The 11,153-nt window shown below is 68.3% G+C and carries 12 protein-coding genes; 7 read left to right on the top strand and 5 right to left on the bottom strand.

Features of this window, described 5'->3' with window-relative positions:
• Window positions 1–3: 3 nt before the first annotated feature.
• Entirely contained in the window at window positions 4–852 is an 849-nt protein-coding gene (locus tag DYE23_RS08030) for an MlaE family ABC transporter permease (protein ID WP_011895381.1), read from the bottom strand.
• 6 nt (window positions 853–858) lie between these two features.
• A complete protein-coding gene (locus DYE23_RS08025; RefSeq protein WP_013472404.1) occupies window positions 859–1,671 on the bottom strand; it encodes an MlaE family ABC transporter permease in 813 nt (270 codons plus the stop codon).
• Window positions 1,672–1,870: 199 nt separating this feature from the next.
• Between DYE23_RS08025 and DYE23_RS08020 the strand changes: the two genes are divergently transcribed.
• A complete protein-coding gene (locus tag DYE23_RS08020) occupies window positions 1,871–2,698 on the top strand; it encodes an SDR family NAD(P)-dependent oxidoreductase (protein WP_235660352.1) in 828 nt (275 codons plus the stop codon).
• A gap of 33 nt (window positions 2,699–2,731) precedes the next feature.
• Complete coding sequence (locus DYE23_RS08015) at window positions 2,732–3,178, top strand: hypothetical protein (protein ID WP_013472406.1); 447 nt, start codon at window positions 2,732–2,734, stop codon at window positions 3,176–3,178.
• On the opposite strand, the gene DYE23_RS08010 is transcribed toward DYE23_RS08015, so the two are convergent.
• Together DYE23_RS08010 and DYE23_RS08005 are read right to left on the bottom strand one after the other, a co-directional pair.
• Window positions 3,159–3,728 carry a nuclear transport factor 2 family protein gene (locus DYE23_RS08010; RefSeq protein ID WP_013472407.1) on the bottom strand — a complete coding sequence of 190 codons (570 nt, stop codon included), beginning with the start codon at window positions 3,726–3,728 and terminating at the stop codon, window positions 3,159–3,161. The genes DYE23_RS08015 and DYE23_RS08010 overlap by 20 nt on opposite strands.
• Before the next feature lie 17 nt (window positions 3,729–3,745).
• Entirely contained in the window at window positions 3,746–4,594 is an 849-nt protein-coding gene (locus DYE23_RS08005; protein WP_013472408.1) for a TIGR03619 family F420-dependent LLM class oxidoreductase, read from the bottom strand.
• A gap of 45 nt (window positions 4,595–4,639) precedes the next feature.
• Here DYE23_RS08005 and DYE23_RS08000 point away from each other — a divergent pair, with 45 nt between their 5' ends.
• Window positions 4,640–5,452, top strand: a complete 813-nt coding sequence (locus tag DYE23_RS08000; RefSeq protein ID WP_235660351.1) for an SDR family NAD(P)-dependent oxidoreductase — start codon at window positions 4,640–4,642, stop codon at window positions 5,450–5,452.
• On the opposite strand, the gene DYE23_RS07995 is transcribed toward DYE23_RS08000, so the two are convergent.
• Complete coding sequence (locus DYE23_RS07995) at window positions 5,449–7,065, bottom strand: flavin-containing monooxygenase (RefSeq protein ID WP_172527730.1); 1,617 nt, start codon at window positions 7,063–7,065, stop codon at window positions 5,449–5,451. The genes DYE23_RS08000 and DYE23_RS07995 overlap by 4 nt on opposite strands.
• Window positions 7,066–7,165: 100 nt before the next feature.
• On the opposite strand from DYE23_RS07995, the gene DYE23_RS07990 reads away from it, so the two are divergent.
• The 4 genes from DYE23_RS07990 to DYE23_RS07975 all read left to right on the top strand — a co-directional run bounded on the left by DYE23_RS07990 (window position 7,166) and on the right by DYE23_RS07975 (window position 11,097).
• Window positions 7,166–7,465 carry a 2Fe-2S iron-sulfur cluster-binding protein gene (locus tag DYE23_RS07990; protein ID WP_099961123.1) on the top strand — a complete coding sequence of 100 codons (300 nt, stop codon included), beginning with the start codon at window positions 7,166–7,168 and terminating at the stop codon, window positions 7,463–7,465.
• A gap of 87 nt (window positions 7,466–7,552) precedes the next feature.
• On the top strand, window positions 7,553–8,734 hold the full coding sequence (locus DYE23_RS07985) for an acyl-CoA dehydrogenase family protein (protein WP_011895390.1): 1,182 nt from the start codon (window positions 7,553–7,555) through the stop codon (window positions 8,732–8,734).
• Between the two features lie 9 nt (window positions 8,735–8,743).
• On the top strand, window positions 8,744–9,652 hold the full coding sequence (bphC, locus tag DYE23_RS07980) for a biphenyl-2,3-diol 1,2-dioxygenase (protein ID WP_011895391.1): 909 nt from the start codon (window positions 8,744–8,746) through the stop codon (window positions 9,650–9,652).
• Window positions 9,649–11,097 carry an FAD-dependent oxidoreductase gene (locus DYE23_RS07975; RefSeq protein WP_115326950.1) on the top strand — a complete coding sequence of 483 codons (1,449 nt, stop codon included), beginning with the start codon at window positions 9,649–9,651 and terminating at the stop codon, window positions 11,095–11,097. The genes bphC and DYE23_RS07975 overlap by 4 nt, the downstream gene beginning before the upstream one ends.
• Window positions 11,098–11,153 lie beyond the last annotated feature (56 nt).

Raw genomic sequence — 11,153 nt, 5'->3', positions numbered from 1 at the left:
CCGCTATCCAGACAGGTTGAAGTTGCCGTTGGCGCCGTAGACGGCCAGGGACACGAGCAGCGTCACCGAGATGACGACGATCAGGGACGTCCGGACTGCGTTGCCGACCGCGACTCCGACCCCCGAGGGCCCGCCGCCGGCGAAGTATCCGAAGTAGGTGTGCACCAACAGAACCGCCATTGCCATCAGGATCGCCTGCAGGAACGACCACAGCAGGTCTCGCGGGTTCAGGAAGGTGGTGAAGTAGTGGTTGTACAGGCCGGCCGACTGCCCGAACAGCACCACGGTCGTCAGCTTGCTCGCCAGGAAGGACAGGATCACCGCGATCGAGTACAGCGGCGCGATCGCGATCATGCCGGCCACGATGCGGGTGCTCACCAGGTACTCGACCGGACGGATGCCCATGGTCTCCAGCGCGTCGATCTCCTCGTTGATGCGCATCGCACCCAGTTGCGCGGTCACGCCCGCACCGAACGTCGCCGCCAGCCCGATACCCGCCACCACCGGCGCGGAGATTCGCACGTTGATGAACGCGGCGAGGAAGCCCGTCAGCGCCTCGATACCGATGTCGCCGAGCGAGCTGTAACCCTGCACGGCCAGGGTGCCGCCCGCTGCCAGGGTCAGGAAGCCGACGATGACGACCGTTCCGCCGATCATCGCCAGAGTGCCTGCCCCCATACTGATCTCGGCGACCAGCCGGATGATCTCGCGCCGGTAGTGCACCACGGCGTGCGGAACGCCGGCGAGCGCCCGGCCGTAGAACGCGGTGTGCTCCCCGATCCCGCCGAGCGTGTCCACCGGCCGGCCGAGCCGCCGGACCAGTTGGGGGTGCAGTGTGCGTATCGCCACCATCGCCGCCTAGCCCGACGTCATCTGGATGCCGATCGCCGTGACGACGACGTTGACCACGAACAGCGCCATGAACGCGTAGACGACGGTCTCGTTGACCGCGTTGCCCACCGCTTTCGCACCGCCGGTGCTGATGCTCAGGCCGCGGTAGCACGCCACCAACCCGGCGATCAGACCGAACAGCGCTGCCTTGACGCACGAGATGATCACCTCGGGCACGCCGGTCAGCAAGGTGATCCCCGCAGCGAACGCGCCCGGGTTCACACCCTGGACGAAGATCGAGAACACGTAGCCGCCGACGATTCCGATGATCACGACCAGGCTGTTGAGCAGCAGGGCCACCAGACCGGACGCGAGCATGCGCGGGGTGACCAGCCGTTGCACCGGGTTGATACCGAGCACCTCCAGTGCGTCGATCTCCTCGCGGATGGTCCGCGAGCCGAGGTCGGCGCACATCGCGGTGGCTCCCGCCCCGGCGACGATGAGGACCGTGACCATCGGGCCGACCTGGGTGACGGCGCCGAACGCGGCCCCGGCTCCCGACAGGTCGGCGGCACCGAGTTCGCTGAGCAGGATGTTCAGGGTGAAGCTGACCAGGACGGTGAACGGGATCGCCACGAGCAGCGTCGGCGCCAGCGACACCCGTGCGACGAACCAGGACTGCAGCAGGAATTCGCTGGTCTGGAACGGCCGCCGGAACAGGAACTTCACCGCGTCGGCCGACATCGACAGCAGCCCTCCGATGCCCTGCATCGGAGTCGAGACACCGCTGCGCAGCCCCGGTAGTCCGGTGGACCAGCGGTCCGCGGCTTCGTTCACCATGTGCCGCCGAACCCTTCTCGATACCGACTGAAAAACCGCCGCCACTGCAGCGAGACACACGTTGACAGCTGGGCGTGGCGCACGACACACCCCGTCCCATCCACCGGGAAGCGCCGGGCACTTCGCCGCGATGACCCATGAACGTGGTCGCCCGGTGTCACACTCGAGCGCGACCGGATCGAACCGACAGGAGTGCGTTGTGTCCTCTACCCCCGCAGGGTTGTCCGCCCTGGTGCGCTATTCCGACCGCCGGGTGCTGATCACCGGCGGCGGTTCCGGGATCGGACAGGCCTGCGCGCTGCGCATTCTGGCCGAGGGCGGCCGGGTGGCGGCCGCCGACATCAGCGCAGACGGCCTGGCCGACACCGTGGACAAGGCCGGGGACCTGGCGGCGAACCTGACGACGGTCGCGATGGACGTCGGCGACGAGGCGTCGGTGACGTCCGGGGTCGCCCAGGCGATCGACACGCTGGGCGGTCTGGACACTCTGGTCAACGCCGCCGGGATCCTGCGGTCTGCGCATCTGGCCGACACCACGCTCGCCGACTTCGAGCAGGTGTTGCGCATCAATCTGATCGGGACGTTCCTGGTGACCCGCGAGTCCCTGGCGGCGCTGCGCGGGGGCCGGGGTCCCGCGGTGGTCAACTTCAGCTCCACCTCGGCGCATTTCGCGCATCCCTACATGGCCGCCTACGCCGCGTCCAAGGGCGGGGTGCTGGCGATTACGCATGCGTGGGCGCTGGAGTTCGCCAAGGCGGGCATCCGATTCAATTGCGTTCAGCCCGGCTCGATCTCGTCGGGAATGACCGACGGAACCGGCGCCTCACGTCAGAGTGTGGGACCGGGCCTGCCCGAGGACGCCGACTATGCGCTCTTCGGCAAGGTCGCGCCCATGCTGCCGCTCGACGGCGGCGCCATCTTCGCCGCACCGGACGCTGTCGCCGGGGTGGTGGCGATGCTGGGCAGCAGCGACGCCTACTTCATCACCGGCACGGAGGTCCGCATCGACGGCGGATCCCACATGTAGCCCTCACCGTCGTCACACTCACGGAGCTCACTCATGACAATGCGCGCAGCCGCGGCTGCGGTTCTCCTGACGGCCGCGGCGCTCACGTCCGCACCGGCCCACGCCGAACCGTTCTTCGCCAACTACTCCCTGAACATCCAGGGCCGCTACGACTTTCACACCTGGACCTGGGCGGTGACCTACTGCATCCCGGCCGCCGCCGACTGCGCCCAGATCAAGGCGATCCCGATGCCGACCGCGAAAGCGTTCGAGTACAGCGGCGATGCCCGCCTGGTCGACGGCAGATACACCCTCGCCGTGGATGTCCCTGACGGACTCCGTTGCGGGAACGTGTATTACGGCCCCGTCGTCCCGACCCACGACGTCTACGAATGGGACGCGACGACCTTGCAGGGGACGATGACGTCCTCGTTCGCACGCGGCTGCGACGGAGCCCCGGGTGGCGCGTTCACCTACCCGTTCACGCTGGTTCGGCTCTGACCACGTCTCCGGCGGCCCCGGCCCTGAGTAGTGCGTGGGCGGCCGCGTTCCCGTCGAGCAGGCGACTCGTACGTTCGGTGATCCGCCAGTCGCCGTCGACCCGGCGCAGCCGGAAGTGGTTGGCCGCCGCTCGCCAGACGACGTAACCCGGCGCCGGTAGCCGCTCGGCTGTTGCGCCGCTTTCCCGTTCGGCGTAGCCCTCGGCGGCGCGCAGCACCACCAGGGACTCGCACAGGGCCACCGCATCGTCACCTCGGACCGTCACCACGGCGGGGCCGAGGAAATGGGCGCAACCGTTGTCCACCAACCGGCGATGCCCTCCCGACCTCACCATCGCCGCGATCTCGTCGCGACCCGACATCCGCAGACCTTCGACGTCGTAGACACCGTCGGCACTCCAGAGCGCCGCGGCCGCAACAGCATCCGCGGCGTCCACGCTCGGGCCGTAGGTCGCGATCAGGCGCGCGATGTCACGTTCGTCCTCGACGACGCGCAATCGGTCCTCGACTTGCTGCAGGCGTGCTTCGAGGTCTCCTCGGTCAGAACCCATCGGGGTCTCCCTTCAGGTCACAGCTCATCGACGATTCCCCGTAGCGAGGCGAGCTGCGCGCAGTAGTGGTCGGTCGAGTCCGCGGCCACCGAGCACGTGACCGCGGTGGCGCCGACGTCGCGTAAGGCCCGCAACCGGGTCAGGCATCCGGAGGGTTCGCGAGGGTCGAGTGGGCCGGCGGGCAACACGATGTCGAAGCCGTCGGGGATGTCGACGGTCGCCAGCATGTCCGCGATCTGCATGGTCCGCAGGCCGAACGGCATCCATCCGTCGGCCAGTCCGACGGCCCGGCGCAGCGAACGCCTGCTCCGTCCCCCGACCCAGATGGGCACTCGGGGTTGTTCGGCGTGTGGCTCGACGACCATCCCGCCGAACGTGTAGAAGTCGCCGTCGTAGGACGGTTCGGCCACCGACAGCGACGACCGCAGCGCGCGGATCGCATCGTCGGCGCGGGCGCCGCGCTCCTCCCAGGGGGCGCCGAGAAGGTCGAACTCGGGCTGCAGCGAGCCGACTCCGACGCCCAGGATCAGCCTGCCGCCGCTGACCCGGTCGAGGGTCCCGTACCGCTTGGCGATCTCCAGGGGGTGGTGGTAGCCCAGGACGAGCACCGAGGTCGCCAGCCGGATGCGGGCGGTCCGCGCTGCCAGAAAACCGAGCGTGGCCAGCGGATCCCAGTACGTCGCGCCGCGGACGGCTGCGTCCCCGACCGGTACCGCGACGTGCTCCGAACAGGTCAGGTAGTCGAACCCGAGGTCGTCGGCGGTTTCGGCGATGCGAGCGATGTCACAGATGCCCGCCCCGGCTTCCCAGGGACTGGCCGCTGCCGGGGTTTGCACGACGACGGGTGTCGACAGTCCGATGCGCACCGTACCGTTATAGCGTCCGGGGGCCGCCGTTGGTTAGATGGCCGGGTGAGCACAGGCGGTGCCGGAGTGGATGTGACGAAGTACGGCCCGTGGGCGGTCATCGCGGGCGGGTCCGAGGGCGTGGGCGCGGAATTCGCGAAGGCACTCGCAGAGGACGGCGCCAACCTCGTCCTGATCGCGCGTAAACCCCAACCGCTCGACGAGACGGCGCAGGAGTGCCGCCGGCTCGGAGCGCAGGTCCGCACGATCGCCCTGGATCTGCTGGATGCCGATTCCACGTCGCGCATCGTCGACGCGACGTCCGACGTCGAGGTCGGACTGCTGATCTACAACGCCGGCGCGAGCACGTGCAACGAGCGGTTCCTCGATGCCGAGCTGAGCGAGTTCGGCAAGGTCATCGATCTGAACACCACCCGGATGCTGGAACTCACACAGCATTTCGGGCGTCGCATGGCCGCCATGTCCCGAGGCGGCATCGTACTGGTGGGATCGTTGTCGGGGTACATGGGCGCCGAGCGCCACTCGGTGTACGCGGGGGCCAAGGCGTTCAGCCGGGTGTTCGCCGAGAGCCTCTGGCTCGAACTGCGGGAGCACGGGGTCGACGTGCTGGAACTGGTTCTCGGTGTCACCCGCACCCCGGCGATGGAGCGGGCCGGCGTGAATTTCGACGCGCCGGGCATCATCGTCAACGACCCCGCCGACGTCGCCCGTGAGGGGTTGCGCCACATTGCCGACGGACCCGTCTTCATCGCGGGTGGCAACGCCGAACGTGCCGCACGCAGTAGTGCCCCGGACCGCGCGGCGGTGGTACTCGGTTCCCACGAGATGATCAAGCGACTCAGGGGCATGCGCCCCTAGGACGCGTCGAGGATCTGGAAACCCTTGTACCCCGCCGCGGCGACCTCGGCGCAGATGTCCAGGTAGACACCGAAGCCGCCGATGAACAACATGAAGACCCGTGGTTTCCCAGGCACATTCGCGCCCATGTACCAGGAGTTCGCCCGTGGGAACAACGTCGCCTCGGCGCGCCGGTTGCACTCGGCGATCCAGTTGTCCACCGACTCGGCCGTGGCTTCCAGCGCCGTGTGGCCGTGGCTGTCCAGATGGGTGATCGCGTCGGCGATCCAGTTCACGTGCGCCTCGGCGTGCAGCACCATGTTGGCCAGTACCGCCGGCGCCCCCGGTCCGGACACCAGGAAAAGGTTGGGGAATCCGTCGACTCCCAGGCCGAGATAGGTCCGGGGGCCCTCCGCCCAGTCCTCCCGCAGACTCTGTCCCCCGCGTCCGACGATGTCGATCTTGGCCAGAGCGCCGGTCATCGCGTCGAAGCCGGTCGCCAGCACCAGCGCGTCGATGTCGTAATGCGCGTCCGAGGTGGTGATACCGGTGGCGTCGATCGACTCGATGGGCGTCCTGCGGACGCTGATCAACCGCACATTGGGGCGGTTGAACGTCTGAAAGTAGTTCGTATCGGTGCAGATCCGCTTGGTCCCGATCGGGTGGTCGTTCGGGATCAGCAGATCGGCGACCTCGGGGTCGTCGATGACGGCGCGCACCTTCTCCTCGTAGAACCTGCGGGCCTCGTCGTTGGCGACCGGGTCGATCATCTGGTCGCTGAAGGTCTTCGAGAACAGCACACCGCCCAGCTCCCACCGCCGCTCGAAAGCGGCACGCCGTTCTTCGGCGGTCGCCTCCATGGTCAGCTTCGGGTGCGCGACGTGGGGTGAACCGCCGCCGCTGCGCCACGACATCGCACGCCGCTCGGCGTAGTTCGACTTGACCTCGGCCACATCGGATTCGGTCAGGGTCCGGTTGCCCGCGGGCACACTGTAGTTCGGTGTCCGCTGGAACACGTAGAGCTGTTCGGCCTGCTCGGCGATCAGCGGAATCGACTGGATCCCCGAGGATCCCGTGCCGATCACGGCGACGCGTTTGCTGCTGAAGTCGACGGGCTCGTGAGGCCAGTGCGCCGTGTGGTAGACCTCGCCGGCGAAGGTGTCCAGTCCGGGGAAGGCCGGGGTGAGCGCGGCCGACAGCGGCCCGGTGGCCATGATCACGAAGCGTGCCGTGACGGTCTCCCCGGCATCGGTGACGACCGTCCATCGCAGGGTCTTCTCGTCGAGCGTCGCCGAGACGACCCTCGTGTCGAAAGTGATCCCGGGACGCAGGTCGAGCTTGTCGGCGACCCAGTTGATGTACCGGAGGATCTCGCCCTGGGTGGCGTACTTCTCCGTCCAGGTCCATTCCTGCTCCAGCTCGTCGGAGAACGAGTAGCTGTAGTCGACGCTCTCCACATCGCACCGCGCGCCCGGATAGCGGTTGAAGTACCAGGTGCCGCCGACCTCGGGGGCAGCCTCGAAGACCCGCACGACCAGACCCTGAGACCGCAGCTTGTGCAGTGCGTACAGGCCCGCGAAGCCCGCTCCCACCACGACCGCGTCGACGACACCCGCATCTGCCGAATTGCTCACGGCGCCAACCGTAGTTGGCAGATGCCCGACCACCGGCATTCTTCCCGGTCACCGGACGCCCGGTATCCGCGCTCCGGCCCGCCGGGCCACACTCGGCGCCATGTCGTCTGCCGAACGCGTCACCGAGGGCGCGGCGACCGTGCGCATCGATCTCGACGGTGACCATCATGAGCTGCGATGGCCCCGGGACAAGACGCTGGTCGAGATCATGCTCGAGGCCGGCATCGCCGTGCCGTACTCATGCCGGGAAGGCCACTGCGGATCCTGCGTGACCACCGTGACGTCGGGCGAGGTGTCGATGGACACGTGCGACATCCTCGACGAGGCCGATCTCGCCGACGGCCTGGTGCTCGCGTGCCAGGCTCGCCCGGTCGACGACGACATCGCCGTCGAGTACTGAGCGACCCGCTGATCGGGACAATCCCGGGACTGCGCGGCGCGGGCGCGCGACGATGGTCACAGCCACACAGTGAGGAATTCTGCGAAGATGAGCGAGCGCGTACTCGACCGGCTGAACGAGCTGGCAGGTCAATTCAAGGAACAGGCTGTCGAAGCCGAGAAGCTGGGCAAGCTGCCCGATGCGACGGTCAAGAGCATGAAGTCCATCGGGTCCATCCGGCTGCTGCAACCCAAGAAGCACGGCGGCCTGGAAGTGCACCCCCGCGAGTTCGCCGAGACCGTCATGGCGACCGCCGCGCTGGACCCGGCCGCGGGCTGGGTCAACGGCGTGGTCGGGGTGCATCCCTACCAGCTGGCCTACGCCGATCCCAAGGTGGGCGAGGAGATCTGGGCCGACGACATCGACACCTGGGTGGCGTCGCCGTACGCCCCCCAAGGCGTGGCGGTACCGACCGACGGCGGCTACATCTTCACGGGCCGCTGGCAGTTCAGCTCGGGCACCGACGCGTGCGACTGGATCATCCTGGGCGCCATGGTCGGTGACGCGAAGGGCGTTCCGCTGATGCCGCCGCAGATGCTGCACATGATCCTGCCCCGGAAGGACTACCAGATCGTCGACGACTCCTGGGATGTCGTGGGCCTGCGCGGCACCGGCTCCAAGGACGTCATCGTCGACGGCGCCTTCGTCCCGACCTATCGCACGATGGACGGCATGAAGGTGATGGACGGCAGCGCGCAGATCGAGGCGGGCATGACCGAACCGCTGTACAAGATGCCGTGGTCGACGATGTTCCCGCTCGGCATCAGCTCGGCCACCATCGGCATCTGCGAAGGGGCGCTCGCCGCGCACCTCGATTACCAGCGCGAGCGGGTGGGCGCCAACGGAACGGCGATCAAGGACGATCCGTACGTGATGTACGCCATCGGCGACGCCGCAGCCGAGATCGAGGCCTCCCGCAACACTCTGCTGTCCAACGTCGACAGGGTCTACGACATCGTCGACTCAGGCCGCGAGGTCACGTTCGAAACCCGTGCTGCAGTGCGCCGTTCGCAGATCAAGGCGGTGTGGCGGGCTGTCGCCGCAGTCGATCAGATCTTCGCCCGCTCCGGCGGCAACGCACTACGGATGGACAAGCCGCTGCAACGCTACTGGCGCGATGCGCACGCCGGCGTCGCGCACGCGATCCACGTGCCCGGCACCGTGTACCACGCGTCGGCGTTGAGTTCGCTCGGCGTGGATCCGCAGGGTCCCCTGCGGGCGATGATCTAGGAGATCCACGTGAGCGACATCAAGAGCCTGGGCTATGTCAAGGTCCAGGCCACCGATCTTCCCCGCTGGCGCCAGTTCGCCTTCGGCGTGCTGGGTTTCGCGCAGGGCTCCGGCCCGGAACCGGACGCGTTGTACCTCCGGATGGACGAACGCGCCGCGCGCATCATCGTGGTGCCCGGCGACGTGGACCGCATCGTCACCGCGGGCTGGGAGGTTCGTGACCGTCGCGGCCTGGAAGCGGTCATGCGTGCTCTCGACGCTGCCGGCACACCCTTCAAGGAGCTTTCGCTTGCCGAAGCCGACGCCCGACGGGTCGAGGAGGTCATCGCTTTCGAGGATCCCGCCGGCAACTCTTTGGAGGTGTTCCACGGTGCGGTACTCGACCATAGCCCCGTCGTGACGCCGTACGGCGCGCGATTCGTCACTGGCGCACAGGGTCTGGGCCACGTGGTGATCCCGGCCCTGGACGTCAACGGACTGTTCGACTTCTACACGCAGGTGCTCGGCTTCAAGTCCCGCGGCGCGTTCCGCGTGCCCACACCGCCCGAGTACGGCCCCGTGCGGGTGCGCTTCCTCGGTGTCAATCAGCGGCACCACAGCCTGGCCATCTGCCCTGCGGCGACCGTCCGGGACCCGAAGCTGGTCCACCTGATGGTCGAGGTCGACACGCTGGATGCCGTCGGGCAGGCGCTGGACCGGGTGCACAAGGACGGCTTCCAGTTGTCGTCGACGCTGGGCAGGCACACCAACGACAAGATGGTGTCGTTCTACGTCCGTGCGCCCGGCGACTGGGACATCGAGTTGGGCACCGAGGGCATGCTGGTCGACGAATCCTCCTACACCGCCGAGGAGATCACCGCAGACAGCTACTGGGGCCACGAGTGGGTCACCGATCTGCCCATAGCCATGCAGCCGTGAGCGTCGCTCCGATACCGGCGTCGTCGGTCTCCTCTTGGGACGACGAGGCCGACGTGGTGATCGCCGGCTACGGCATCGCGGGTGCCGCGGCGGCGGTCGAGGCCTCCCGCGCCGGTGCCGACGCGCTGGTGCTGGAGCGCACCGGATCCTGGGGCGGCGCGGCCGCGATGGCCGGCGGCTTCATCTATCTCGGCGGCGGCACCGCCACCCAGAAGGCCTGCGGGTTCGATGATTCGGCCGTCAATATGGCCGCCTTCCTGAATACGGCGCTGGGGCCCGGGGCGGACGAGAGGCGCATCGCCGACTACTGCGAAAACAGCGTCGCGCACTACGACTGGCTGGTCGGATGCGGGGTGGTGTTCAAACCCGAGTTCTTCGACGAGCCGGGCTGGGAGCCGATGGGCGACCAGGGGCTGATGTACAGCGGCGGAGAGAACTCCTACCCGTTCAACACCATCGCGACGCCGGTGCCTCGCGGCCACGTCCCCCAGATGCAGAACAAGAAGCAGGGCGAGGCCAGCGCCGGCTTCATGCTGATGAAGCCGCTCGTCGAGACGGCCACCGCCGCGGGGGCGCGGGCCCGCTACGACGTGCGGGTGCAGGCACTCGTCGTCGACGACGGCCGGGTCGTGGGGATCCGGGCGCGGCAGTACGGGACCGATGTCTTCATCCGGGCGCGCCGCGGAGTGGTGCTGGCGATGGGCAGCTTCGCCTACAACGACGCGATGGTGGCCCAGTACGCGCCGCGCATCGCCGGCCGCCCCGCAGCGTCGGTGGAACAACATGACGGCCAGGCGATCCGGATGGCCCAGGCGCTCGGCGCCGACCTGGCCCACATGGACGCCACCGAGGTCGCGATCTTCATCGATCCCCAGCAGCTGGTCCGCGGCATCCTGGTCAACGAGCGCGGGCAGCGCTACGTGGCCGAGGACACCTATCCCGGCCGCATCGGGCAACTGACCCTGTATCACCAGAACAACACCGCGTACCTGATCATCGACGGTGACGCCCAGGATGAGGCGATGGCGTCGCTGTCGCCGCGGCTGATGATGCGGCCGGCGACGTGGGTGGCCGACAGCGTCGCGGACCTGGAGTCGGAAATCGGCCTGCCGCCGGGCTCGTTGCAGTCCACCGTCACGGCGTACAACGACGCCGCCGTCCGCGGCGAGGACCCGCTCCTGGGCAAGAAGACGCAGTGGGTCCGGCCCATCGGTGCCCCGCTCGGTGCGATCGACCTCCGGGAGAGCACCGGCGGTTTCACCCTCGGCGGGCTGCACACGACACTCGACGCCGAAGTGCTGCACGTCGACGGCCACCCGATCCCCGGGCTGTACGCCGCGGGACGGTGCGCGGCCGGCCTGGCGGCGTGGGGATACGCGAGCGGCATCTCTCTGGGCGACGGCAGCTTCTACGGCCGCCGCGCGGGACGCACCGCCACGCACTGACCCCGTCCCTTCCTCAGCCCCACCGGCCATCGACCGGTGGGGCCACCGGTCGTGAG

The sequence above is a fragment of the Mycolicibacterium gilvum genome (assembly GCF_900454025.1).
Taxonomy (GTDB): Bacteria; Actinomycetota; Actinomycetes; order Mycobacteriales; family Mycobacteriaceae; genus Mycobacterium; species Mycobacterium gilvum.
The sequence above is the reverse complement of the archived record's forward strand: the minus strand, read 5'-3'. Positions and strand labels throughout refer to the sequence as shown.

Bases quoted from the DNA above. Each gene is read 5' to 3' on its own strand.
- DYE23_RS08030 (WP_011895381.1), bottom strand. From the start codon at position 852: ATGGTGGCGATACGCACACTGCACCCCCAACTGGTCCGGCGGCTCGGC.
- DYE23_RS08025 (WP_013472404.1), bottom strand. From the start codon at position 1,671: ATGGTGAACGAAGCCGCGGACCGCTGGTCCACCGGACTACCGGGGCTG.
- DYE23_RS08015 (WP_013472406.1), top strand. From the start codon at position 2,732: ATGACAATGCGCGCAGCCGCGGCTGCGGTTCTCCTGACGGCCGCGGCG.
- DYE23_RS08010 (WP_013472407.1), bottom strand. From the start codon at position 3,728: ATGGGTTCTGACCGAGGAGACCTCGAAGCACGCCTGCAGCAAGTCGAG.
- DYE23_RS07990 (WP_099961123.1), top strand. From the start codon at position 7,166: ATGTCGTCTGCCGAACGCGTCACCGAGGGCGCGGCGACCGTGCGCATC.
- DYE23_RS07985 (WP_011895390.1), top strand. From the start codon at position 7,553: ATGAGCGAGCGCGTACTCGACCGGCTGAACGAGCTGGCAGGTCAATTC.